The organism is Pseudonocardia nigra (genome assembly GCF_019396355.1).
In the GTDB taxonomy this organism is placed as follows: domain Bacteria; phylum Actinomycetota; class Actinomycetes; order Mycobacteriales; family Pseudonocardiaceae; genus Pseudonocardia; species Pseudonocardia nigra.
Genome location: NZ_JAHKRK010000030.1, coordinates 18,478 through 42,425 on the forward strand (window position 1 = coordinate 18,478; position 23,948 = coordinate 42,425).

The window sequence follows — 23,948 nt, forward strand, 5'->3', positions numbered from 1 at the left end:
CGAGGAGTTCGCAGCGCCCCGCCCTGATACCGGGTCACGGCAGCCGCCATCCGCCGTACCGCGCGCCCGGGTCGAGCGGCGGGAGGCGCACGCCCGCCCGCGCCTCGAACTCCGCGACGCCGACGAGGTACGCCTGGGCCGTCACCCGCGTCCCGCCGCCGGGAGGCCCGGAGCGGACCGCCAGCTCCAGGCTCCGGCAGGCCGGCGCGGCGGCCGCGCCGGGATGCCGCGCCAGCGCCCACCACGTCCCGCTCCCCCGTGGCACGCCCTCGGCCGCGAACCGCGGCGGGACCCGGAACGCGGCATCGTCATCCGGCTCCGGCGCGGCCCCGGTCGCGAGGTCGACCCGTTCCCCGCCGTGCAGCACCGCCACGGCCCGGACCGCGGAGACCGGGGCACCGTGGGTGGCCACGAACCCGACCCAGAACGCCTCCCCCTGCGGTGCGGGCACCAGCAGGCGGCCGTCCCCGGCCGCGACGACGGGCAGTGCGCCACAGCTCGCCGGCAGCGCGCTGATCACACCCGTCGGCGGGTAGGCGTACCGCTGGAACGAGACCGACAGCTCGGCGGTGACCGGGAACTCGTGCACGTCAGCCCCGCGCGGGTGATCGCCGCGGCGGATCGGCGCCGCCCACCCACAGCGCGGCGGCCGCCCCGGCGGGGACGTGCAGCCTGCGGGCCGCGTCGCGCAGCGCGTCCGGCAGCGGCCCGCGCCGCCCGACCCCCTGCGCGGGCGGGCGGGCACCCCGGCGCGTGGTCCCCGCCGCCGGTTCGGGGGCACCGGCGTTCTCGGTCACCCACCGGCCGAGCTGCTGGGCGTGCGCGGCGCGCGTGCGGTCGTCGGCGGCCCAGACGAAGAACGGGCCGACGCTCGTCGACGCGTGCACACGGGCCCAGAGCTGCGCCGGGACGAGGTCGGGTCGGTCGTAGCTGGCCTCGGTGATCAGCTGCCAGCTGCGCCGGAACACCGGCGGCAGGGTGAACGGCCGCTCCGTGCGCAGCCGCGGGTCGGCCGCTCGCAGGCCCAGCGCGGCGACGTCGGGATGTCCGGCCCCCACCATCGCGTGCAGGTCGCGCAGTGCCGAGTCGAGCAGTGCGGTGGTGGCGGGGTCGGGGACCGGTGCGGCGTCCATCGCGACGATCAGCAGATGGCAGCCGATGATCTTCGCGATCGGGTCCTCGTACCGGTGCAGCAGGAGGTCCTGCAGCTCCGCTCCCCGCCCCTCCCCGAACGGGTTGGCGCCCTGTCCGAGCGCCATCCGCGCCGCCTCGACGACCGCGTCCTGCCCCGCCGGCCCGGGTCGGCCGTCGGACGCGTGCATGAAGACCGCGGCGTCGACCCCCGGCCCGGCACCTCCGGCGCCCCGCAGGGCGATCTGGGTGGTCCAGCCCGCCGAGGCCACCACCACACCCTCGAACACGTGGCCGCCGGGCACGTGCCGCCGCAGGAAGTACCCGCCGGGGGCCACCTCGCCCTCCCAGGTGGCGACGACGTCCGCTCCGGTCACGTCCGGGCTGCCGTCCTCGACCAGGTCGGCGGCGCGCTCGCCGTCGACGTCCCGGAGCTCCCACCCGGCCGGCGGGTTCCCCGGCGCCGGACGCTGCGGATGCGTCGCCTGGATCGCCACCCGTGCGCGCCCGGCGGCAGGCGCCGCGACGTCTCCGGGCGGCTCCGCGGGTGCGCGTGACGGCGCCGCGCCGCGGTCGAGCGCGGTGGCGGTGCCTGCGCGCAGCGGCGCCGGGGACGAGAGCTGCGGGGCGGCGGGCCTGGCGCCCACGAGGTCCCGGTCGAGCAGCACGATCTCGTCGGACACCGTCGCGATGTCGCGTCCGAACGACACGCGGATCTTGTACACGCCCGGCGCGTCACGCTCCCGCAGCCTGCCGGTCTCGGTGAGGACGCGCTCGAAACGATGATCGGTGACCACGATCGTCGCGCCGGCGTTCTCCGCCTCGAGATCCAGCACGAACAGCTCCGACCCGTCGGCCTCCACGACCGCGGACCCCTGCCGGGTCACGGCGACCTCGACGTCACCCGCGCCGCTGACCTGGAACCCGTGCCGCAGCCCGACGCCGGTGACCTCGGCGACGTAGAGCCCGCGGACCAGCGATCCGGTCCACACCGGACCGGTGAGCACCTCGGACACCACGCGGCGGTGCGGCCCGCCGGTCCACAGGGTCAGCTGCTCGCCGGCCACGTCCGCCGGCATCCGGAGCCGCACCCGGTGCCTCGGCCTGGCCGGCAACCGGCAGAATACGATGCCGTCGTCAGCCCGGACGAACGGCCGTACATCCACCGCGGTGCCCCGCTTGACCTCCTCGGGGAGGAACTCCGGCATGGCGTTGAACAGGAAGGTCCGCAGGCTCTCGCCGGTGATGCGGCCACGCTCGTCCGACGCCCCGCCGCGCAGCCCCGTGAGCAGGGTCCAGGTGAAGACGCCGTGCACCTTGCCGTCGGCCATCCGATGCTCCAGCGCACTCCCCGTCTGCGCCGCCACCCCGACGAACGCCGGGCCGGGCACGCGGGTGCCCGCCGCCCGCCGGATCGGCGGCTCGCTGACCGGGATCGACAGCTGGAAGTTCATGCAGCAGTCCATCCACAGCACGTACTCGCGGAAGCACTGGATGCTGCGGAACGCCCGGAGCCAGCCGTGCGCGTAGACGTAGAACGGGACGGGCTGGGAGGCCTCGGCCGTGAAGAGCGCCCCCTCCTCGAGCACGGGGGCGAACCCGTGCCCGGAGAAGTACAGGTAGAGCCGGTTGCCCGGGGTGTTCCTCGTCTGCCTCTCGACCCAGCTCAGGGCCCCCTCGACCGGCCCCCTCGCGGGCTGGGGGTCGAGGGGGTCGAACCCCGGTCCCGGGGTGTGGATCAGCTTCACGTCGGCCGGGTCCAGCCCGCCGCCCGCCGGGTCGACCAGCCACCCGTACACGTCCTGCGCGTCGTTGTCCGGGCCCTGCAGATCCGGCGCCGCGCCGTCGGCGGCCAGCTCCGGGTACCTGGTCACACCGACGACGACGGCGTAGTCGGTCACCAGGGGTAGGCGTCGCGGATGAAGGCGCGGTCGACGTCGGAGAGGTCGGTGTTGAACCCCGCCGAGAACCCGTCCGTGGTCCAGGACGCCGGGATCGGGTACATCATGATCGACCGCGGGTCGACCGGAGTGGTCGTGACCTCGTCCGGGTCGTACTTCTTGAAGATGTTGTGCTCGATGGTCGCCTCGTCCCAGTTGTTGGGTGGCCCGGAGAGGTCGGCGATCACCGCTGCCCGGTTCCAGGCGATCGGGCGGTCCGGGTTCTGGTGCTCGTGGATCAGCCCGAGGGCGTGGCCGAACTCGTGCAGCACGACCTCGCGCACCTCCTCGTCGGACGACTGGGGCGTGAGCCACCCGTAGTTCATGGTCGGCTCCGCCGCCGGGATCTGCCGGCACACCGTGCCCAGGTAGGACCAGGAACCGTCGCCCTGCTTGAACGCGACCCGGATGTCGGCGTCCGCGGTCTCGGAGTCGGGCACGAACTGCAACCGCAGGTTCGCCATCTCCGGGCCGGTCCACTGCTCGGCGACGGCGCGGACCCGCTGCTGCAGCTCCGGATCGCCGTCCGTGAACCCCACCCGGATGCGGGTGCCCCCCTGCCACTTGAACTCGTCCATCAGCGCGGCCCTGGTCCGGCCCGCCATGGGCCCGTTGACGGCCAGCACGCAGTAGCGCCGCTCGTTGGTCCCGGTCACAACCCCTCCAACGGTGGTCGTTCCTCTGCCGGCCGGGTGGCCGGCTGCGAGGAGGAGGCGGCGGGCGGGCCGCTGATACACCCGACCACCGGCCGCACCTCAACCGACCGGCACATCGCCCACGCGCACGGCGGAATGCACCTGGCCCGGCGACCGGGGCGCCCGCGGCAGCAGTCCGCTCGTCGCCGCCGACGGCTCCACCCCGACATCCCGGACGAGCACCCGGCAGCACTGGTCGAAGGCGCGCCGGGCCTCGGCGACGTTTCCCTCTGCGAGGTGTATCCGGATCACGGCCCGGTGGGCGCTCTCCCTCAGCGGGTCGACCCGGAGGGCCGCGAGCGCGGCCTCCAGTGCGAGCCCGTGGTGCCCGCTCACCGACAGCCGCGCGGCGATCGTCTCCAGGACGTGCAGGCGCATCTGGCGCAGTCGCTCCCGCTCGGCGAGCAGCCACTCGTCCTCCCAGTCCGGCAGCAGCTCGTCGCCGTCCTCGAGCAGGTCCTGGGCATCCTCCACCGCACCCGTCGGCCGTTCGCGAAGCATGACGAGCGCTCCCCGGACGAGCCGTCGGACGTCCACGTCGACTCCTGCACCGAGATCGACGGTGCCGCTGGTGCACGCGACGAGGCGGTCCGCCACCTGGTTGACCCGCCATATCGCGGTCCGCAGGCTCGCGAGCGCACGGTGCTCCGTGGTCTCCGGCCACAGCGTGCCCGCGAGCCGGCTGCGGCTGGTCCGGCCGCGCAGGGCCAGCAGCGCGACGAGCCGCTGCGCTCCGGCGGGCACGTCGACGACCTCGTCCGCCACCTCGAGCGCGAAACCGCCGAGCAACGTCAGCGCGAGCGCCGGATCCGGGCCACGGTTGCGGGTCCGGCGGCGGCGGGACGCCTCGAGATCGACGACGACCGAATCGTTTCGCTGTCCCATGCCGCCTCCCGGATCGCCGACCCTGCCCGCCGTCGACTCGCGTCCACGGGCGCCCGATCGGCGGCCCAAGGGGTCGAGTGGTCGCTGGGGAGGAGTGACCCCGGCTGCTGCTGATACCTCGAGTTGCGCCACGCCGCGCGAGCGGCCGTCGACTCCATCGATCCGAGCGGGTGCCGATCAGGTCCGGATGCTCTCCTACCGGGCGGGTGATGGGCTCATCGCGACGTGCGCGCCCGCTCGGCCTGGTCGCGCAGGAAGTCCCGCTCGGCTCCGGGAGGGGCGAGCTCGCCGGCGCGCCGGAAAGCGCCGGCGGCCTCGTCGCGGTGGCCCAGACGGAGCAGGAACTCCGCGCGCGCGGCGTGGAACGGGTGGTAGTCGGCCAGCGCGAGCGCGTCGATCTCGCGGAGCCCGGCCGCCGGTCCCCGGACCTCGCCCAGTGCCACGGCCCGGTTGAGCGCCACGACCGGGGTCGGTGCCACCGCCAGGAGCTGGTCGTAGAGGGCGAGGATCTGGGGCCAGTCGGTGTCGGCGAAGGAATTGGCGTCGGCGTGCACCGCGGCGATCGCGGCCTGCAGCTGGAAGGGTCCCGGCTCGTTGCGGCGCAGGCACCAGCGGACGAGACCGTGACCTTCCCCGATCAGGGCGCGGTCCCAGCCGGCGCGATTCTGGTCCCGCAGGAGCACGAGCGCGCCGAGCTCGTCGGTCCGGGTCCCGCGGCGGGACTCGGTCAGGAGCATCAGGGCCAGCAGGCCGGCGACCTCGGGCTCGTCGGGCATGAGCCGGCGCAGCATCCGCCCGAGCCGGATCGACTCCGCGCACAGGTCGGTCTCCGGGCGCGGCCTGCCCTGACCGGTCGTGTACATCAGGTAGATCGCGGTGAGCACCGTCCGCAGCCGGTCGGGAAGCTCGGGCTCGTCCGGGACCCGGTAGGGGATGTTGGCTGCCTTGATCTTGTGTTTGATCCGCACCAGGCGCTTGGCCATCGTGGGCTCGACCGTGAGGAAGGCGCGGGCCACCTCGGCCGTCGACAGGCCACAGAGCAGGCGGAGGGTGAGCGCGACCTGGGACTGCGGGGCCAACGACGGGTGGCAGCAGGTGAAGATCAGGCGCAGGCGGTCGTCCGGCACGGGCTCGCCTTCCGCCGCCGCCGTCGCAGGGTCACCGTCCCACCCCGGCGATGTGGTCCGGGCCGCCGCTTCGATCAGTTCCGAGCCGCGTGCGTCGCGGCGGAGCCGGTCCACGGCCCGGTTGCGCGCCGTGGTCGTGATCCACGCACCCGGGTTCGGTGGGGTCCCGTCCTCGGGCCACCGGCGCACGGCGACGGTGAACGCCTCCTGGACCGCGTCCTCGGCCAGGTCGACGTCACCGAAGATCCCGATCAGGGCAGCCAACGACCGGCCGGACTCCTCGCGGAAGATCCGGCCGATCGCGGCACTGTCGCTCGTCACGGCGATGGCAGTCGGTCAGGAGGTCATCTCGGCCACGAAGGGCCGCACCTCGATGGACGTCCGGATGAGGGCCGACACCTTCGACGCCCAGGCGAGCGCCCCGTCCAGGTCGTCGGCCTGGAGGACGTAGAAGCCTCCGAGGTGGTCCTTGGTCTCGGCGAAGGGGCCGTCGGTGGTCATCACGTCGTCCCCGGTCGCCCGCACCACCGTGGCGGTCGAGGGGTCGTGGAGCCGCCCGCCGAACACCCACGCCCCGGCCGACTTGATCTCGGCCTCGAGCGCGAGAACCGCCTGCGTGGTCTCCTCGATCTCCTGCCCGGTCATCGGCGGGCGCGCGGCCCCGTCGCTCGCTGCAGGCCGGAGCATGTAGTACGTCATCGCAGCTGCGTTCCCTTCGGCTCGGGCAGGCCTCGTCGCCCGCTTCCACCATCTCAACGATTGCCGAACCCTCGATATGGACAGGTTCGACGGCGGACAGCGGACTCGACCAAAAGGTGTTCCACGACGTCGCGACGAAGGCCCGGACGCCGCCGAGGAACCTGCCGCGCGGCGGTCAGACGCCGTAGAGCCAGTCGACGTACCGGTAGTCCGTGGGCTCCCGGTCGCGGAGCATCGCGTTGCGCACGGACCGGAACAGCCCATCGCAGTGCCACAGGTCGCCCCAGGCCCGCGCAGTGCGCTGGACCCGGGCGGTACGCGCCGTCCGGACGTCGGCGTAGTCGCGCAGCGCCGTGTCCCAGTCGATGGTGTCGCAGTCGAGGGTGTCCCGGTCGAGGGTGTCCCGGTCGAGGGTGTTGCGGTCCAGCTGCTCGGCGCCGGCCTGCTTGCCGACCTGCGCGGCGAGGCAGTCGGCGTCCTCGAGCGCCTGGCACGCGCCCTGCGCGAGGTACTGCAGCATCGGGTGGGCGGCGTCGCCGGTGAGGGCGAGCCTGCCGTCCACCCAGCCGTCGATCGGCTCCCGGTCGTACATCCGCCACCAACGGTCGCGCCACAGGTTCGGCAGGGCGGAGCGGACGGCCTCGCACGTGTCCGCGAAGGCGGTGTCGAGCTCGTCCGGCGTCCCCCAGTCCTCCTCCCCCGCGAGCGCCCGCGGCGACCGGAACACGGCCACCTGGTTGAACATCTCGCCGCGGCGCAACGGGTACTGCACGAGGTGGCAGTGCGGCCCCACGTACACCACGACCTCGTGCAGGGCGAGCCCGCCGGTGTCGGGCAGGTCCTCGAGCGGGACCGCCCCCCGGTAGGCGACGTAGGCGGAGCTGACCGGCTCGTCGGCGCTGAGCCGCCGCCGCAGCCGGGACCCGAGCCCGTCGGCGGCGAGGACGATCCGCCCGCCGTCGTGCCGCCCGTCGCCGAGGGCCACCGCGCGGTCGGGTCCGAGCTCGACGCCGGTGACGGCGGCGTCGGTCACCAGCTCGACGCCGGCCTCCCGGCACGCCTCCAACAGGATCGCGTGCAGGTCGCTGCGGTGGATCACCACGTACGGGGCGCCGTAGCGGCGCTCGACGTCGGCCAGGTCGAGGTGGGTCAGCTCCTGGCCGTCCACGGCGTCGCGCATGGCCAGCCGCTGCGGCACGACACCGCGAGCCACGACGCGCTCCAGCAGCCCCCAGCTGCGCAGGATGCGGGTGGCGTTGGGGGCCATCTGCAGGCCCGCGCCGACCTCGCCGAACTCCGTGGCCTGTTCCAGCACGCGCACGCGGACGCCGGCCCGGGTCAGGGCCAGCGCGCTGCCCAGTCCGCCGATCCCGCCGCCCACGACGACGACATCGGTGTCGATCTTCGTAGTCATCGCTGTCTCCTTCACAACCATCGGGGCAACGCCGGCAGGTCGGGACGGTCGGCGCGGCCCGTCATCCACTCGGTGGCGTCGGCGAGCGGGAGCTCGACGCGCCGCTGGGTGCCCTCTCCCGCCACCTCACGGACCCCGTCCGGGGTCACGAGGAGCAGCGCCGGGCCCGGGCGGGCCCCGCGCCGGCGCGCGACGTCGTCGAGCAGCGCCGCGCAGAACGGTTCCGGCAAGTCGGCGAACGTGAGCCCGGCGGCCAGGTCGACGGCGTGCACGCACGGCCACGGATGCCGGGTCGAGGGCGATCGGGTCGGCCGGCCCGACCAGCGCCTCGGGAAACTTCGCGAACAGCGTCGGGAACTGCGGCAGTTTCCGGCCCATCTCCAGGATGTGGGTGCCGTAGTTCAGCCCGACGCAGAAGATCTTCCCGGGGCGCGGGACCACCGGGGCCCGCTCGACCCCGGCGAGGTCGTGCCGGGGCCCGTCCGCGGCGACCCGCTCGCGCCACCGCCGATCGGCCAGCAGCGCCCCGACGTCCGGGGCGTCCAGCTCGACGGCCGTGCCGTCCTCGATCCGGGCCGCGCGGGTGCCGTCGGTCGTACGCAGGGTGGCCAGTCTCATGCGGGTGCTCCTTCCACCTGGACGCGGTCCGCGTGCAGGCGCTCGACGATCGGGGTGTCGCTGAACCGGAACAGGTCCAACTCGGTCTCGGCGGTGACGGTCAACGGCTGCCAGGACGGGACGACGACCAGGTCACCGCGCTCGACCGGCCACTCGCGGTCGCCGACGCGAACCCGGCCGGCCCCGTCGAACACCTGCCAGACGGCGGACCCGACCTCGCGGCGGGTCGCGGTCCGGGTGTCGGCGCGCAGCCGGTGCATCTCGGCCCGGATGGTCGGCATCACGTCGCCGCCCGTCGTCGGGTTGGTGAACCGCACCGCCGCGTGGCCGGGCTCGACGACACCCGCGTGCCCGGCGTCCTCCAGCGCGAGCTGGTCGGCCAGCGCGGCGTCGGTGTGCTCCCATCGGTAGGCGGCGATCGGCGAGCTGTCGGCCGGTCCGGGCTGCGACACGGGCCGCAGCCCCGGATGCGCCCACAGCCGCTCGGCGCGCGACCGCGGAGGCGTCGACCGGTCGGCCACGGCGTCCGGACCGAACTCGAAGAACGTCGTCCCCAGGTAGTGGGAGAACGGGATGTCCAGCCCGTCCAGCCACGCCATCGGCGCGTCGCTCTGGTTGTGGTGCCCGTGGAACCGCCACCCCGACGTCAGCAGGAAGTCCCCGCGCCGCATCGCCACCGGGTCGCCGTCGACGACCGTCCAGACGCCCTCGCCCTCCACCACGAACCGGAACGCGTGCTGGGTGTGGCGGTGCACGGGAGCGTCCTCGCCCGGGTTGAGGTACTGGATCGCCGCCCACAGCGTCGGCGTGGCGAACGGCGCCCCACCCAGGCCGGGGTTGGCCAGTGCGATCGCCCGCCGCTCACCGCCGCGGCCGACCGGCACCAGGTCGCCCGACCGCTCCGCGAGCCGCAGCAGGTTCTGCCACCGCCAGGCGTGCGCCTGCGCGCCAGGACGAGGGCTGCTGGGCATCAGGTCACCGATCTCGGTCCACAGCGGCACGAGCAGCTCCTGCTCGAACCCGCGGTAGAGCTCCTCGAGCTCCGGCGACGGCGTCGGCTGCCCCGGGGCGTCGATGGCCGTCAGCGAGACCGGGGAGAGGGTGGAGGTCATCGGATGGTCACTCCTTCTTCTTCGGTACGGGCCGGCCGGGCCGCCGCAACCGCCCGCGGGGCGAACAGCAGGACCAAGCCGGCGAGGGCGGCGGCAATGGCGAAGACGAGGAAGTTGGCGTCGACCCCGAACCCGGCGGCGAGCAGCAACCCGCCGACCTGCGGTGCGGCCACGGCGCCGATCCGGCCGACGCCGAGCGCGCTCCCCAGGGCGGAGCCGCGCAGCGCGGCCGGGTAGTGGCTGGCGACCGCGGCGATGATGAGGCACTGCGTGCCGTGTGTCCCGACGCCCGCGAACACCAGCGCCAGGTAGGAGACGGCGCTGCCGGGTCCGGTGAGCAGCAGCAGAAGTCCGCCCGCGGCTGCCAGGCAGGCGACCACGCCGGTCGGGACCGGCCCGAACCGGACCCCTCCCCACGCACTCACCAGGGACCCGAGGACGGCGCCGAGGTTCAGGGCGAGCAGGAACGCCAGCGCCGGACCGAGGTCGAATCCGGCCGTGCGCATCAGCTGCGGCAACCAGGTGCCCAGGCCGTACCAGGCGAACAGCGTGGCCAGCGTGGCGAGCGCGAACAGCACGGTCGGCCGCAGGAACGGGGCTCGGACGAGCGCGGAGACGCCGACCCGCTCGACGACGCCGCCCTCCTCCGGCACCAGCCCGAACCGCTGCTCGACGCGTTCGGCCTCCGTCGAGCGGCCGTGGGAGCGCAGCCAGGCGGGCGACTCGGGCAGCCGGAACACGCAGATCGGCAACACGACGACGACGGCGAGCAGCGCGATCGCGAACATCGGACGCCAGCCGTGCCCGGGCAGGACCACGATCCCGATCAACGCGGCCAGCGAACCGCCGATCGGCACCCCGGACATCATCAGCGTCGCCACGAGCGAACGGCGCCGCGGCGCGACGAACTCGGCACCGAGCGCGTTCGCCGAGGGAACCAGGCCACCCAGCCCGATGCCGGCGAGGAGCCGGAAAGCACCGAACATCTCGGGCCCGGTGGCGACTGCACACAGCGCGGTGAACACCGAGAACCACACCGTGCAGGCCAGGATCGTCCAGCGCCGGCCCAGCCGGTCACAGAGGAAGCCCGCGAGCAAGGCCCCCACCAGCATCCCGGCGAAGGCGAGGCTGCCGAGCAACCCGGCCGTCGCGGGCGTCAGCCCCCAGCCCGGCTCGGCGAGCAGGGCGGGCAGCACCGTCCCGTAGACGATCAGGTCGTAGCCGTCGAAGACGACGAGCACCCAGCACAGCACCGTGACCGTGATGGCGGCCCGGTGACCCGACGACGTCGTCGCGATCCCTGTCATGACCGGGAACGCTACGGCCGTTCTGCTCTGCGGGAGCTAGAATTCTGCTATGAAGAACACGCCTGCGTACGGGATCGACTCCGTCGACCACGCGCTCCGTCTCGCCACCGTCCTGCAGCAGGAGGGGCCGCTGCGCGTCACGGACGCGGCGGAACGGCTGGGGGTCGCCCGGTCGACCGCGCACCGGCTGCTCGCGATGCTCGTCTACCGCGACTTCGCCGAGCAGGACGCGGACCGCCGCTACGTCGCAGGCCTCGTCCTGCGCAAGCAGGCGCCCGTCGAGCCGGTCGCCGACATGCGCCGGCTGGCCCTGCCCCACCTGCAGGCGCTCGTCGAACGGACCGACGAGACCGCGAACCTCCAGGTCGTCGTCGGCGACCAGGTGCGCTTCGTCGCCACCGTCGAATGCAGCCAGGTGCTGCGCGTCGGCGACCGCGAGGGCCGCATGCTCCCGGCCCACCTCGCCTCCGGTGGCCGCGCGGTGCTGGCGACCCGCTCCGACGAGGAGCTCGCCGAGCTGTACTCCGCGGTCGACTCGCCGGTTGCGGACCTGCCGGCGCTCCTACGGGAGCTGCGCCGCGTCCGGCGCCAAGGGTTCGCGATCAACGACCAGGCGACGGAGACCGGCGTGACCGCGATCGGCCGCGCCGTACGAGGTGCCGACAGCACGGTGGTCGCGGGCGTCTCGATCGCCATGCCCACCGCCCGCTTCCGCCGCGACCGGCTCCCCGAGTGGACGCAGAACCTCGCCACGACCGTGTCGTGGATCGAACAGGCGCTCGCAGCGTCCGCCACTCGGGCCTGATCCCACGGGCTCTACTGCACGGGCTGCCCTTCCTCGGCGAACTCGTGGCGGCAGAAGTCGATGAGGGTGCGGACCTTCGCCGTCGGGGTCGTACCGGTGGGGTAGGCGACCACGACAGCGTTCCGGGGTACCTCGTCCGCGATCCGTTTGTAGGCCAGGGGAAGGCCGTCATAGGTCCGGTCGCCGTGGGGGCGGCCCATGATGATCGTGTAGCCGAGGCCGCGCGCCACCATGGAGCGGATCGTCTCGACGTTCGTGCTGCGCCAGCGAACCTTCGCTTCGAAGCCCGCGGCGCGAAGGATGTTCTCGACGAGCCCCTGCGCCGGCTGGAGGGCGAGGAGGATCGCCGGCTCGTCCTGGACCTCGCGCAGGGGCACCTCGTCCAGGCCTGCCAGCCGGTGCGTGGGAGGCAGGACGAGCTGCAGCCGGACCGGGACGATCTCCTCGATGTCCACGCCGGGGGCGAGGTGGTTGGAGTACATGAGGACGACGTCGAGCTCGCCGTCGTGCAGCCGGCGTTGCAGGCCGTCGGAAGGTCCCTCCGACAGCTCGACCGTCACCCCGGGGTACTGCTGGGTGAAGTGGGCGATGATCCGCGGCAGGAGCCACGGCGACAGGGTGGTGAAGCACCCGATCCGCAGCGGACCTACGAGCTCGCCGCGGACGACGCGGGCGATCTCCTGGAGTTCGGCGGACTTCTCCAGTACTGCCCGGGCCTGCTCGACCGCCCAGCGTCCGGCGGGTGTGACCGTGACGCCCTTGGCTCGCCGTCGCAGCGTGAGCTGGACCTTCAGCGACGACTCGAGCTCGCTGATGGCCAGCGACACGCCGCCCGGCGAGACGTGCAGCCGTCGCGCGGCCGCAGTGACCGAGCCCTCCTCGACGACGGCGACGAAGTACTCCAGCTGGCGCAGCGTGAAGTCATGCATTCAGTGATTCTAAAGAAGTTCTCCAGATACTTGTGATTTTCGGGTCGCAGCGACGGCGCTCATAGTGGTGGGCATCTCCTCCAGCAGCACTCGGGGGCCGGCTCCCCCGAACTGCCGGGGCGCCGGCCTCAGCTCGGCCGCAGCCTGGCCGGCCTGCGAAGGAGCGACCATGAGGCCCGACGGCGGGAGCACCGCGTGGACCAGATCGAATCGTTCGAGCCGTACATCGTGACCCTCGGCACCGCCGGAGGGCCGCGGTGGTGGCGTCACGAGCACGGGGTGCAGCGCGCGGGCATCGCCACAGCAGTGGTGGTGGGCGGCGCGACGTACCTCGTGGACTGCGGCCAGGGTGCGGCTGCCCAGCTCTCGCGGGCCGGCCTCTCGATCCCGTCGCTGCGCGGGGTCTTCCTCACCCACCTGCACTCCGACCACACCATCGACCTGGCGGCACTGAGCGTCTTCGGGTTCATGAACATCAAGGACCCCGACCGCCCACCGATCAGGCTCCTCGGCCCGGGCAACCGCGGGGTGCTCCCGCCGGTGTCCGGTCGGGCGGCGAACCACCCGGAGGTCCTCTTCGCCGAGAACCCCACGCGCGGCACCACGGAGATGTTCGCGGCGCTCATGCAGGCCTACTCGACGGACCTCGTCGACCGGATGCTCGATTCCCTGCGGCCCTCGCCCTACCGGTTCTTCCTACCGGAGGACATCGACGTCCCTGCCGCTTCCGGTTACCACCCCAACGACAATCCCACCCCGGCGGGCATGGCGCCCTTCGAGGTCTTCCGCGACGACCAGGTGACGGTGACCGCGACCCTCGTCGAGCATCCGCCGGTCGCCCCCGCGTTCGCCTACCGCTTCGACACCCCCACAGGATCGGTGACCATCTCCGGCGACACGGCGCCGTGCGACAACCTCGTGCGCCTGGCCCGCGGCACCGATCTGCTCCTCCACGAGGCGATCGACTTCAGCTGGGCCGAGCGGGCCTACGCGGACGAGGACCCGCAGACCGCCGCCGCGAGCCTGGACCACCACCGCAAGTCGCACACCGCCCCGGCGCAGGCCGGAGAGATCGCCACCCGGGCCGGGGCACGCGCACTGGCACTGCACCACCTCGTCCCCGGCAACGCCGACCCGTCGGTGTGGCGGGGCGCGGAGGAGACGTTCGCCGGACCCGTCTTCGTACCCGACGACCTCGAGGTCATCTCCTTCGCCCATCGCCCGGTCCCCGACACCGTCGTCACGAGAAAGGTCTGATGGTGAGCGCATCAACGAGGATGACGAGCACGACCGAGAGCTCCCCCGAGCCGCCCGAGAACAGCCTCAACAGCCGGCACATGCGGCGCATCCTGGCGTCCAGCTTCATGGGCAGCGCCATCGAGTACTACGACTTCCTGCTCTACGCGACCGCCGCGGCCGTGGTCTTCGGCGAGGTCTTCTTCAACTCCCTCAGCCCCGCCCTCGCGAGCTTCGCCTCGTTGGGCACCCTCGCCGCCGGGTACGTGGCCCGCCCGCTCGGCGCGGCGATCTTCGGCCATTTCGGCGACCGGATCGGCCGCAAGGGCGTCCTGGTGGCCTCCATGCTGATGATGGGTGCCGCGACGACGGCCATGGGCCTGCTGCCGTCCACCGCGCAGATCGGTGCCATCGCCCCGGTCCTGCTGATCGTCCTGCGGGTTCTCCAGGGAATCGCGGTCGGTGGGGAGTGGGGCGGCGCCATGCTGATCGCCATCAAGCACGCTCCCGGCGGGAGGCGCGGCTTCGCCGCCAGCTTCGCCAACCTGGGCGCGCCGGCGGGTGCGATCCTCGCCACGGTGGCCGTCTCACTCACCACGCTCCTGCCCGACGAGCAGTTCTTCAGCTGGGGTTGGCGCCTGCCGTTCCTGCTGAGCATCCTGCTGGTGGCCCTCGGCCTGATCATTCGGCTGAAGATTGCCGAGAGTCCGCTCTTCCAGAGGTTCGAGGCCGAGGCCGAGCAGCGCCGCACCCCGATCGTCACCGTGTTCAGCAAGTACCCGAAGAACCTCGTTCTCGGAGTGCTGACCGGCATCAGCCAGTTCACCATCGCCGGCATCGCCACCGTCTGGGCCGTCAACTTCGCGGTGGTGAACGGGGCCGACAAGACCGGCGTGCTCAACTCCAGGCGCTGGCGGCCGTGGTCATGTTCGTCATGACGATCATCAGCGCCCGGCTGTGCGACCGGTTCGGGCGCAAGCCCATCCTCATCGCCGGCATCGCCGGCGCCATGCTCTTCGCCTACCCGATGCTCCTGCTCGTCCAGGGCGGCACGGTCGTCGGTTTCACCATTGCGGTGATGGTGGCCCAGGGGATCCAAGGGGTCATCCTCGGGCCGCTGGCGGCCTTCATGGCCGAGCTGTTCCCGACCTCCGTGCGGTTCACCGGTGCCTCCCTGTGCTTCCAGGGCGCCGCGACGCTGGGCGCCGGGTTCAGCCCGGCCATCGCGGCAGCGCTCGTCGTGGCCGCGGGCGGAAGCATCGCCCTGCTCGGCGGGGTGTGGATCGCAGCCCTCGCCCTGTGCCTCCTGGCGGTCGTCGTCACCCGGGAGGGTCGTCGCCGCGACCTCGCCGGGATCGCCTGAACCGCGAGCGACGCGCGCGGCTGGTGGTCGACAGCGCCACCCGCATCGACCCCGCCGCGCGCAAGGCTGCCCGAGCCGCTGCTGCTCGACGACCGCGTCGGCGCCGCCGACGTCGTGCCCGCCGCCATACCGACACGTGCCTACTCACCGTCGCTCACCGGCCGACCGTGCACGGATGCCTGGTCCTTCGCTCGAGCTGTCGGCGGGGCGGGGAGATTCAGCGCAGCCAGGCGGTCGACCCCCGAACGAGGTGCCCGTCGGCGAGGGGGGCACTCGTGAGCAGCACCTCGCCCGGGGGCAGGTCCACCGGCTCCTCGCCGAAGTTGGTCACGCTCATCCACCCGTTCGGCCTGCGGAACGCGAGCACGTGAGGGTGCCCCGTTTCCAGCCATTCCAGTTCCGCGTTGCTCTGCAGCTCGTGCCGCAGCGCCAGGGCACGGCGGTAGAGCGAGAGCACCGAGGCGGGGTCGTCGTCCTGCACCTCGACGGAGCACTCCGCGAACCACGCGGGCTGCGGCAGGTGCGGCGCCCCCGCGCCGAAGCCGAACGACGAGCCCTCCCGGCTCCACGGCAGCGGTACCCGGCAGCCGTCGCGGCCCATGTCCACGCCCGGGTTGCGGAAGAACGCCGGGTCCTGCCGCTCGGCGGCCGGGATGTCGGCAACCTCGTGCAGGCCGAGCTCCTCGCCCTGGTAGAGGTACGTGGAACCGGGCAGGGCGAGCAAGAGCAGCGTCGCCGCGCGCGCCCGGCGCAGCAGCGGTCCGCGAGGGCCCGCAGATCATCATCCGACATCGGGCGACGGCGCTGACCAGGCCGCGCTGTTCAAATCCCTCGCCGAACTCGCCGGCCGGTACAGATTGCGGCCGCTCCTCTCGGTCGTGCCCAGCACCGACGTCGACACCCTCGAGCGCGCCCTCGAGACGATCGGCGACACCGGATGGGGCGTCGTCCTCGACGCCGACACCGTCGTCGACCTCGGCGACCGACTGGGCTCCGTCCGCGTCTCGGCCCGTGCGCTCGAGTCGCGCTCCGGCCCCGTTGCCGGACTGCTCGGCACTCTCCCACCGCACATCGCCGCGGTGATCGGAGCTCCAGAAGGTGTCGGCGCGATAGACATCGATCACGTCGCCCGGGTCACGGCGCTGCGCGCGACCGTGGACACAATGCTCCGGCTCCGGCAGCGCCGTTCGATGCAATTGAGCCCCTGGCTCGAGCTTCTCGCAAGTGAGTCTGCAGCGTCAGCTGGCGAGTGATGGACCCAGCCATAGAAGCCGTTTATCAGGAGACGTGAAATTTGGTATTGGTGTTGGTCGCGCAAGGTGCGGTCCAATCGCGTCGTGACTGGAAGCACCTCCGCTCCCCTGGCCAGGACGAACAACGGCGAACTCGGGCCGCGAGTCGTCACGTTGGGCACGGCCGGTGGTCCGCGATGGTGGTCGGGTGCAGATGCGGGCAAGCGTTCCGGCATCGCAACCGCCGTCGTCATCGACGACCGCATCTACCTCGTCGACGCCGGACACGGGGTCGGGCGCCAGCTGAACCTCGCCGGGCTGCCCATCAGCTCGTTGCGCGGCATCTTCATCACGCACCTGCACTCCGACCACACGGTCGACTTGGCGAGCCTGGCCGTGTTCGGCATCTTCACGTTCACCGAACACCAGCATCAGATCGAGATCATCGGTCCTGGTGACCGGGGCGCACTGCCCCCGGTTGCCCCTCGGGCCATTGCCGTTCCGAAGCCGGTTTTTCCCGATGACCCGACGCCGGGCATCACCGGCATGTTCAGGCACTTCATGGCCGCCCACGCCGCCGATCTCAACGACCGGATCCTCGATGCGTTGCGCCCCAGCCCGTTCGACTACTTCCTGCCCGAGGACATCCGGATTCCGGCGGCCACCGGATACCATCCGAACGACAACCCGACACCGGCGGGCATGGAACCGTTCGAGGTCTACTCCGACGAGCTCGTCACCGTCACCGCCACGCTCGTGCAGCACCCGCCGATCGCACCGGCGTTCGCCTTCCGGTTCGATACCCCGCACGGCTCGGTCACGATCTCCGGTGACACCGCTCCCTGCGACAACCTCGTACGGTTGGCCACCGGCACCGACCTGCTGCTGCACGAGGCCATCGACTTCGACTGGGTGCACCGCACCTACGCCGGAGGCGGCCCGACCGCACAGGCGTCGATCGACCACCACACGAAATCCCACACCAGCCCCGCCCAGGCGGTGGAGATCGCGAACGCCGCCGGGGCGAAGGCGCTGGCGCTGCACCATCTCGTGCCCGGCACGACGCCGCGCGCCGTCTGGCTCTCCGCCGGCAGCCGGTTCAACGGCACCTTCCACGTCCCCGACGATCTGGACGTGATCCCCTTCGGCACCCGCTCCCCCGGACAGCTTCCCCACCTGTCCGCTGCAGACGAGGCATACGCCCGGCCGTGATCACCGCGAGTGGTACCTCCTGCTGGCCGGGGCGGGACCGGTGCACCCCTCGCGGCGAGTAGACGCGCCGAACGCGCTCTTTCAGGCGCCTGGCCGTGCCGTCAGCTCGTACGCACCACGTCCGTCGCCGGCCTCCGCTCCCGCTCCGAGCCCGGCCCGCGGCTGACCCGCCTGGTTGCCGTTGTTGAGCACGTCCTGCAGTTCACGGGCAGCCGCACGTGCCGCTTCGGAGACTTCCTCCACCGTGGCCTCGCTGAGATCCTGGACGAAGCCGGTGACCGAGATGGCGGCGCGGCACCGTCCGCGCGCCTCGAGCACCGGAACGGCCACGTCGGCGATCAACGGGTCGAGACCACCCGCGGAGTAGGCGAAGCCGGTCGCTGCGGTCCGGTCGAGGCGTGCGGCGAGCTCGCGCGCGTCGAGACCGGCCTCGGCGGCGCGCTCGAGAGCGCCCTCGCGCTGCTCGGCTCCCCCGAAGGCGAGCAGGACCAGACCGCTCGCCGACCGCCACGGCTCGAACACCTCGCCGCCGAAGCCGAGGAAACGCTGGTAGCGCTCCGACCGTACGGTCTCGATCACGCGGCAACCTTCCCGTTCGAGAACCTCGATCCCGGCTATGCGGTCGACGTCGGCGGCGAGCCTGCTCAGCACCGGCCGGGCGACATCGCCGAGCGCGTGGCGCGCGGCTGGGCCCTGTGCCATCCGCAGCAGCGCCCAGCCGAGGATGTAGCGGTCGTTCTCGTCCCGGGCGACGAAGTTGCGCGCGGTCAATTCGGCAAGCGAACGATAGGCCGTGGCCCGGTGCAGATCGACCCGCTCGGCGAGCTCGGACAGTCGCATCGGACCGTCCGCATCGGCCAGTGCGGTCAGCAGATCCAGGGCTTTGGCCACTGCGCTGCGGTCGGTTCTCGCCACGTCCCGTCCTTTCTTGTCCCCAAGTGCCGTCAACCGTAACCTTATACAAAACGACGGTTTCCATCTACGTAACGGAGCTCCATGCCTCCCGTTGATCTCATCCTGCACTCCGGGCGAGTGGTCACCCTCGACAAGACCTCCTCCGTCGCTTCCGCGGTAGCCGTCCACGACGGGCGGATCGTGGCGGTCGGGTCGGAGCGCGACGTCCTCGCGCTCGCCGGCCCGGGCACGCGGCGAGTCGACCTCGCGGGTGGCTCGGTCCTGCCCGGCATCAACGACTCCCATCTGCACCTGCAGTTCTTCGGGCTGTCGCGGCCGCCCTTCAGCCTCGACGTCAGCGACCGGGCGGTGTCGAGCATGGCCGACATCCGGCGACTGGTCGCCGAACGAACCGCCGCCACCCCGGCCGGAACCTGGATCCGCGGCTGGGGGTGGACTGCCGGTGCGCTGGCCGACGTCGCTGCACGAGGCGTCGCGGTGAACCGGACGGACCTCGACGACATCACCCCGGACCATCCGGTGCTGCTCACCCACTTCTCCGCGCATGCGGCGCTGGCCAACTCACGGGCCCTGCGCGCGGCAGGTGTCACGTCCGCGACGCCGGACCCCGAGGGCGGCCACATCGTGCGTGAGCCGGCGACAGGCGAACCGACCGGCGAACTGCACGAGTCGGCGGTCGCACTGGTGGCCGACCACGTCGCGGAACCCTCGGCCGGCGAGCGTCGCGCCGCCACGCTCGCCGGGATCCGGCAGCTCAACGTGCTCGGCGTGACGAGCGTGACCGACCCGATCGTCACGCCCACGATGCTGCGCGACTACGTCGCCCTGCGGCGCAGCCAGGCGCTCACCGCGCGGATCACCACCTTGCTCAACTGGACGTGGCCGTCGGTCACCACGACGACGAGAGTCCTCGAGGAGGCGATGCGCTACGTCGGATCGTCGTCGGGTCTCGGCGACGACTGGCTGCGGATCGGCGGTTGCAAGCTCTTCGCCGACGGCATCCCGGTCCTGCGCTCGGCGTGGATGTCGCAGCCCTACGACGACGGCTGCTGCGGCTCGCTGGTGACCGAGGGAAAGACCGACAGCGCACGCCTGGAGACCTTGAACGCCGCCATCACACTGCTGCACCGCAGCCGTTTCCAGGTGCAGGTGCACGCCACCGGCGACCGTGCGTGTGACGCCGTGGTGGACGCCTTCCACGCCGCGATGGACGCCGACCCGTGGCCGGACGCACGCCATGTCCTGATCCACGCGAACCTGCCGAGCGAGCGCGCGATCCGCCTCATGGCCGAGCACGGCCTCGTGGCCAACACCAACGCCCTGATCAAGTGGCAGGCCTCGGACGGGCTGCGCGGCCTGGTGGACGAGCACACCTGGCACCGCAACATGCCCATCCGCACCCTGCTCGACAACGGCGTCGTGGTGGCCGACAGTTCGGACGCCCCGGTCACCTTCCCCGACTGGCGCCAAGCCGTCGAGACCCTCGTGCTCCGGGAGACCCGGGGGTCGGGCACCGTCAGCGGCCCGGAGGAGCGGATCACCCGGGAGCAGGCGCTGCGGGCGTGGACCGCCGGCCCGGCGTACCAGGAGGGCAGGGAGCACGAGAAGGGCACCATCTCCCCTGGCAAGCTCGCCGATCTCACCGTGCTGGCCGAGGACATCCTCGCGGTCGACGACCACGAGCTGCATTCGGTCACCCCGGTGCTGACCGTGGTGGGCGGCACGATGGTCCACGAGGCCTGATCGGGACAACGCGAAGAGGGTGGGCGGTCGCGACCGCCCACCCTCTTCGCGTTCCGGATCGCCTCCGGCTCGGCTCAGCGAGCGCGGATCAGCTCGAACACCTTGCTGCGCAGTTCGGTGAAGCGCGGCTCGGCCTTCGTCCGCACCTGGTCGCGCGGCGTGGGCAGATCGACGTCGATGATCTCGCGCACGCCGCAGGGAGCGCCGCCCAGCACGACCACGCGGTCGGCGAGATACACGGCCTCGTCGATGTCGTGGGTGACGAGCACGACCGTGATGCCGAAGCGGTCGCGCACGCGGAGCGCCAGGTCCTCCAGCTCGAAGCGGGTCTGCGCGTCCACCGACGCGAACGGCTCGTCCATCACGAGCACCTCGGGCTGGTAGGCCAGGGCCCTGGCGATCGCGACGCGCTGCTGCATACCGCCGGAGAGCTGCCACGGGTAGCGCCGGGGCACGTCGGCGAGGGCGACGGCGTCGAGCGCCTCGGCTGCCCGCTCCTTCATGTCCTTCTTGGACAGTTTGCCGGTCAGCGGCAGCGTGACGTTCTTCTCGACGGTCAGCCACGGCATCAGTGAGCGGGTGTACTCCTGGAACACCAGGGCGAGCTTCGCAGGCGGCCCCTCGATCGGCTCGCCGTCGAGGTAGGCGGTGCCCGCGGTGGGCGGCATGAGGCCGGAAAGGCACTTCAGCAGTGTGGTCTTGCCCGCTCCGGAGGGGCCGACGATGGACACGAACTCCCCGACGCCGACGTCGAAACTCAGGTCGTCCAGCACGGTCTTGGCGTTCTGCCCGGTTCCGTAGACCTTTCGCAGCCCGTCGACGACGAGCCTCTGCTCCCGCTGCGGGATGTTCTGTTCGGTCGCGACTTCAGTCATCATGAGTTGCCCCTTATCGGCTGGTGGCCTGGGTACGCATGCCGATGTGCCAATGCAGGACACGACGCTCGGCCACGGTGAAGAGAAGGTTGAGCAAGTAACCGAGCACGCCGAGCAGGAGCATGCCCGACCACATGTCGGTGATCGCGAAGGTCTGCTGGGCGAGGATCGTCATGTAGCCGATGCCCTCGGTGGAGGCCAGCATCTCGCTGGTGATCATCACGACGAACGCGATCTGCAGGCTCACCTGGAGTCCGCTGAGGATCTGCGGCGCCGCCGCGGGCAGGATCACCCGGAACAGCTTGTCGCGCCCGGAGATCCGGTACACCTGTGTGACCTCGTCGAGCAGCGGGTCGGCCGCGCGCACCCCGTCGAGGGTGGCGATGAGGGTGGCGAACACCGCGCTGAACGCGATGATCGTCATCTTCATCTCCGGGCCGAAGCCGAGCACCAGGATCGCGAGCGGCACGAGCGCCACCGGCGGGATCGAGCGGAGGAAGTGCACGATCGGCTCGATCGCCGCGCGGACCAGCCGCAGTCTGGCCACGATGACGCCGAGGCCCACCCCGGCCAGTGCGGAGACCACGTAGCCGACCGCGAGGTTGCGCAGGCTCGGTACGACGTCGGAGAGGAAGCGGTCGAACAGCCACATCTCCTGGAACCGTTGCAGGATGTCGGAGAGCGGCGGGTAGAAGACGAGGTCGGCCCGGGCCGAGGCCCACCACCAGAGCACCACCACGAGCACCGGCAGCCACAGCTCGGTCGCGAGCGAACGGATGCGTCGGTTCACCGGAGCACCTCCTTCCGCACCGACGGGTGCCAGTGCAGGACCCATTTCTCGAAGGCGCGCAGGGCGTGGTTGAACGCGAGTCCGACCATGCCCATCACGAACACGAGCGCGTACATCTGCGGGTAGAGCCCGGCGCTCTGCGCGACGAACAGGTCGTGCCCGATGCCGGGCGCGCCACCGACGAGCTGGGCGACGACGGCGATCACGAATGCGGCCGAGCCCGCGATCCGCACGCCGGTCACGATGAAGGCGCCTGCGCTCGGCAGCACGAGCCGCACGGCCCGTTGCATCCGGCTGAATCCGAAGGACCGGGCGGTGTCCACCAGCACCGGATCGACGTCGCGCACCCCGGCGACGGTCTGGATGAGGACCGGCCAGACGCAACCGAAGAACACCAGGAACACGCCCATCTCGGGGCTCGGGCCCAGCAACAGCAGCACGAGCGGCATGACCACGATCGGGGGGATGGGCTTGAGCACCTCGATGATCAGCCGGGTGCTCCGGTAGGCGAAGTCCACTGCTCCGAGCAGGTTGCCCAGCACGACACCCACGACGACGGCGGCGCCGAGCCCGATCAACGCCGTGGCGACGGTCTCGCCCAGCGACGCCCAGAAGGCGGGCAGGCCTACCAGCTCGATCAGCGCCCCGGCGATCTGCCCGACCGTGGGGAACGGGCCGCCCGCCAGCGGACCGCGGGCGAGTACCTCCCACACGACCAGGCAGAGCACGACGGCGATGGCCGCGGCTCCTGCCGAGAAGCTTCGCCGTGACGCCGCCGGGTCCGTGCGGCGACCCGTGGTGACAGCCATGACCTCACACCACCAGCGCGTCGGTCGCGGGCTTCGCCGTCAGGTACCCGAGATCCACCATCACCTGCGCGGCGCGGTCGATCTCAGCCGGCTCGACGGCGTCCGGCCAGTACGGCGGCTCGCCCGCCTCGAGGATCTCGAGCGGAATCCTGGTGACCTCCGCCGCCTTGACCTGCGCCTCGTCGATGTGCTCGTTGGCGTAGGAATTGGCCTTGTGCATCGCCCGGCGGAACCGTTGCACCACGTCGGGGTTGGACTCCACGAAGGAGCCCGTCGCCACCCACAGCCCGACGGCACCTTCGCGGAAGGTGCTGATGCCCGGGTAGTCGAGCACCCGCGCGCCCTTCGACTTCGCCTGCTCGACGAACGGGGTCACCTCGCCGATGGCGTCGACCCGCCCGCTCTCCAGCGCCGGGATCATGTCCTGGAAGCTGAGGGCGATCCACTTGACCTTGGCCGGATCACCGCCTGCCTGCTTGACCGAGGACGCGATGGTCACCTCGAGCTGGGCCTTCCTGGCCGGCACTGCGACGATCTTGCCCTCCAGGTCGCGCGGCGAGGAGATCGGGCTCTGCTCACCCACCAGCACGGCGGTGTCGTCGGGCTGGGTCGTGCGCCCGCTCGCCTCCCACTGCTCGTAGGCGCCCTCCGGGTAGCCGTCCGCGGCCGCGACCACCTTGAGGTCGATGCCCTGCGACAGCGCGGTCAGCATCGGCATCGACGGCGTGTAGGCGAAGTGCGCCTGTCCGCCCTGCAACGCCGCCATGGCGCCTGCGGGGTTCGGGATCGACTGCACCGTGACGTCGAGCCCTTCCTCGGCGAAGTAGCCCTTGTCGATGCCGAGGTGCAGGGCGGCGCTGGAGGCGATGGGCAGCGCACCGACGGTGATCGCCTGCCTGCCGCCCTCCTCCTGGCCCACACTGCTCAGCTCGGCATTGGTCGGTCCGCAGGCCGCCAGCGCGGCGGTGGTGGTGATCGCCGCCGCGAGCGTCACCAGCTTCGTGCCTGGTCGCATGCTTCTCCTCAGGTCCTGGATGCCCGGCCCCGACACGGGAACGCGGATGCGCGGAGACCGATTGTGTTACCTACACTGCAACTCCGGTTGCCAAAT

The 23,948-nt window shown here is 72.0% G+C and carries 25 protein-coding genes; 7 read left to right on the plus strand and 18 right to left on the minus strand.

Annotation, left to right across the window (positions count from 1 at the left end):
- Positions 1 to 34: 34 nt before the first annotated feature.
- The 11 genes from KME75_RS10545 to KME75_RS10595 all read right to left on the minus strand — a co-directional run bounded on the left by KME75_RS10545 (position 35) and on the right by KME75_RS10595 (position 10,928).
- Positions 35 to 589 (minus strand): hypothetical protein, encoded by a 555-nt coding sequence (locus KME75_RS10545; RefSeq protein ID WP_219414413.1) that lies wholly within the window; start codon positions 587 to 589, stop codon positions 35 to 37.
- A 1-nt stretch (position 590) separates the two neighbouring features.
- Positions 591 to 3,032, minus strand: coding sequence for a caspase family protein (locus tag KME75_RS10550; protein WP_219414414.1), 2,442 nt, complete (start codon positions 3,030 to 3,032; stop codon positions 591 to 593).
- Positions 3,029 to 3,727 (minus strand): M12 family metallopeptidase, encoded by a 699-nt coding sequence (locus KME75_RS10555; protein WP_219414415.1) that lies wholly within the window; start codon positions 3,725 to 3,727, stop codon positions 3,029 to 3,031. The genes KME75_RS10550 and KME75_RS10555 overlap by 4 nt, the downstream gene beginning before the upstream one ends.
- 99 nt (positions 3,728 to 3,826) lie before the next feature.
- Entirely contained in the window at positions 3,827 to 4,651 is an 825-nt protein-coding gene (locus KME75_RS10560; protein WP_219414416.1) for an AfsR/SARP family transcriptional regulator, read from the minus strand.
- Positions 4,652 to 4,866: 215 nt separating this feature from the next.
- Entirely contained in the window at positions 4,867 to 6,105 is a 1,239-nt protein-coding gene (locus KME75_RS10565; RefSeq protein ID WP_308282685.1) for an RNA polymerase sigma factor, read from the minus strand.
- Between the two features lie 9 nt (positions 6,106 to 6,114).
- Entirely contained in the window at positions 6,115 to 6,477 is a 363-nt protein-coding gene (locus KME75_RS10570) for a YciI family protein (RefSeq protein WP_219414417.1), read from the minus strand.
- A 175-nt stretch (positions 6,478 to 6,652) separates the two neighbouring features.
- Complete coding sequence (locus KME75_RS10575) at positions 6,653 to 7,891, minus strand: FAD-dependent monooxygenase (RefSeq protein WP_219414418.1); 1,239 nt, start codon at positions 7,889 to 7,891, stop codon at positions 6,653 to 6,655.
- 11 nt (positions 7,892 to 7,902) lie between these two features.
- Positions 7,903 to 8,040: a hypothetical protein gene (locus KME75_RS10580; RefSeq protein WP_219414419.1), complete on the minus strand. Its 138-nt coding sequence runs from the start codon at positions 8,038 to 8,040 to the stop codon at positions 7,903 to 7,905.
- Positions 8,018 to 8,509, minus strand: coding sequence for a fumarylacetoacetate hydrolase family protein (locus tag KME75_RS10585; protein WP_219414420.1), 492 nt, complete (start codon positions 8,507 to 8,509; stop codon positions 8,018 to 8,020). The genes KME75_RS10580 and KME75_RS10585 overlap by 23 nt, the downstream gene beginning before the upstream one ends.
- A complete protein-coding gene (locus KME75_RS10590) occupies positions 8,506 to 9,621 on the minus strand; it encodes a cupin domain-containing protein (RefSeq protein ID WP_219414421.1) in 1,116 nt (371 codons plus the stop codon). The genes KME75_RS10585 and KME75_RS10590 overlap by 4 nt, the downstream gene beginning before the upstream one ends.
- Positions 9,618 to 10,928: an MFS transporter gene (locus tag KME75_RS10595; protein ID WP_219414422.1), complete on the minus strand. Its 1,311-nt coding sequence runs from the start codon at positions 10,926 to 10,928 to the stop codon at positions 9,618 to 9,620. Before KME75_RS10595 ends, KME75_RS10590 begins: the two co-directional genes overlap by 4 nt.
- Positions 10,929 to 10,977: 49 nt before the next feature.
- Between KME75_RS10595 and KME75_RS10600 the strand changes: the two genes are divergently transcribed.
- Positions 10,978 to 11,733, plus strand: coding sequence for an IclR family transcriptional regulator (locus tag KME75_RS10600; RefSeq protein WP_219414423.1), 756 nt, complete (start codon positions 10,978 to 10,980; stop codon positions 11,731 to 11,733).
- 11 nt (positions 11,734 to 11,744) lie between these two features.
- Here the strand turns inward: KME75_RS10600 and KME75_RS10605 are convergent, their stop codons facing one another.
- Complete coding sequence (locus KME75_RS10605) at positions 11,745 to 12,662, minus strand: LysR family transcriptional regulator (protein WP_219414424.1); 918 nt, start codon at positions 12,660 to 12,662, stop codon at positions 11,745 to 11,747.
- Positions 12,663 to 12,857: 195 nt separating this feature from the next.
- Between KME75_RS10605 and KME75_RS10610 the strand changes: the two genes are divergently transcribed.
- The 3 genes from KME75_RS10610 to KME75_RS10620 are packed head-to-tail and all read left to right on the plus strand — an operon-like array spanning position 12,858 to position 15,261.
- Positions 12,858 to 13,919, plus strand: coding sequence for an MBL fold metallo-hydrolase (locus KME75_RS10610; protein WP_219414425.1), 1,062 nt, complete (start codon positions 12,858 to 12,860; stop codon positions 13,917 to 13,919).
- Between the two features lie 20 nt (positions 13,920 to 13,939).
- Positions 13,940 to 14,836, plus strand: coding sequence for an MFS transporter (locus tag KME75_RS10615; protein WP_219414426.1), 897 nt, complete (start codon positions 13,940 to 13,942; stop codon positions 14,834 to 14,836).
- Entirely contained in the window at positions 14,833 to 15,261 is a 429-nt protein-coding gene (locus KME75_RS10620; protein WP_219414427.1) for an MFS transporter, read from the plus strand. Before KME75_RS10615 ends, KME75_RS10620 begins: the two co-directional genes overlap by 4 nt.
- A 217-nt stretch (positions 15,262 to 15,478) precedes the next feature.
- Here KME75_RS10620 and KME75_RS10625 read toward each other — a convergent pair whose 3' ends face one another.
- Positions 15,479 to 16,018 carry an alpha-amylase family glycosyl hydrolase gene (locus KME75_RS10625; protein ID WP_443690180.1) on the minus strand — a complete coding sequence of 180 codons (540 nt, stop codon included), beginning with the start codon at positions 16,016 to 16,018 and terminating at the stop codon, positions 15,479 to 15,481.
- 121 nt (positions 16,019 to 16,139) lie between these two features.
- Between KME75_RS10625 and KME75_RS10630 the strand changes: the two genes are divergently transcribed.
- Both KME75_RS10630 and KME75_RS10635 read left to right on the plus strand, forming a co-directional pair.
- Positions 16,140 to 16,514, plus strand: coding sequence for a hypothetical protein (locus tag KME75_RS10630; protein WP_219414429.1), 375 nt, complete (start codon positions 16,140 to 16,142; stop codon positions 16,512 to 16,514).
- An 84-nt stretch (positions 16,515 to 16,598) separates the two neighbouring features.
- Positions 16,599 to 17,705, plus strand: coding sequence for an MBL fold metallo-hydrolase (locus KME75_RS10635; RefSeq protein WP_219414430.1), 1,107 nt, complete (start codon positions 16,599 to 16,601; stop codon positions 17,703 to 17,705).
- 81 nt (positions 17,706 to 17,786) lie between these two features.
- Here the strand turns inward: KME75_RS10635 and KME75_RS10640 are convergent, their stop codons facing one another.
- Complete coding sequence (locus KME75_RS10640) at positions 17,787 to 18,728, minus strand: IclR family transcriptional regulator (RefSeq protein WP_219414431.1); 942 nt, start codon at positions 18,726 to 18,728, stop codon at positions 17,787 to 17,789.
- Here KME75_RS10640 and KME75_RS10645 point away from each other — a divergent pair.
- Complete coding sequence (locus tag KME75_RS10645; RefSeq protein ID WP_219414432.1) at positions 18,702 to 20,363, plus strand: amidohydrolase; 1,662 nt, start codon at positions 18,702 to 18,704, stop codon at positions 20,361 to 20,363. The genes KME75_RS10640 and KME75_RS10645 overlap by 27 nt on opposite strands.
- Before the next feature lie 74 nt (positions 20,364 to 20,437).
- Here the strand turns inward: KME75_RS10645 and KME75_RS10650 are convergent, their stop codons facing one another.
- From KME75_RS10650 to KME75_RS10665, 4 genes are read right to left on the minus strand one after another with little or no spacing between them, the layout of a single operon-like run.
- Positions 20,438 to 21,241 (minus strand): ABC transporter ATP-binding protein, encoded by an 804-nt coding sequence (locus KME75_RS10650; protein WP_246631846.1) that lies wholly within the window; start codon positions 21,239 to 21,241, stop codon positions 20,438 to 20,440.
- 10 nt (positions 21,242 to 21,251) lie between these two features.
- Entirely contained in the window at positions 21,252 to 22,028 is a 777-nt protein-coding gene (locus KME75_RS10655; RefSeq protein WP_219414433.1) for an ABC transporter permease, read from the minus strand.
- Positions 22,025 to 22,837, minus strand: a complete 813-nt coding sequence (locus KME75_RS10660) for an ABC transporter permease (RefSeq protein ID WP_219414434.1) — start codon at positions 22,835 to 22,837, stop codon at positions 22,025 to 22,027. The genes KME75_RS10655 and KME75_RS10660 overlap by 4 nt, the downstream gene beginning before the upstream one ends.
- A 4-nt stretch (positions 22,838 to 22,841) precedes the next feature.
- Entirely contained in the window at positions 22,842 to 23,852 is a 1,011-nt protein-coding gene (locus KME75_RS10665; RefSeq protein ID WP_219414435.1) for an ABC transporter substrate-binding protein, read from the minus strand.
- Positions 23,853 to 23,948 lie beyond the last annotated feature (96 nt).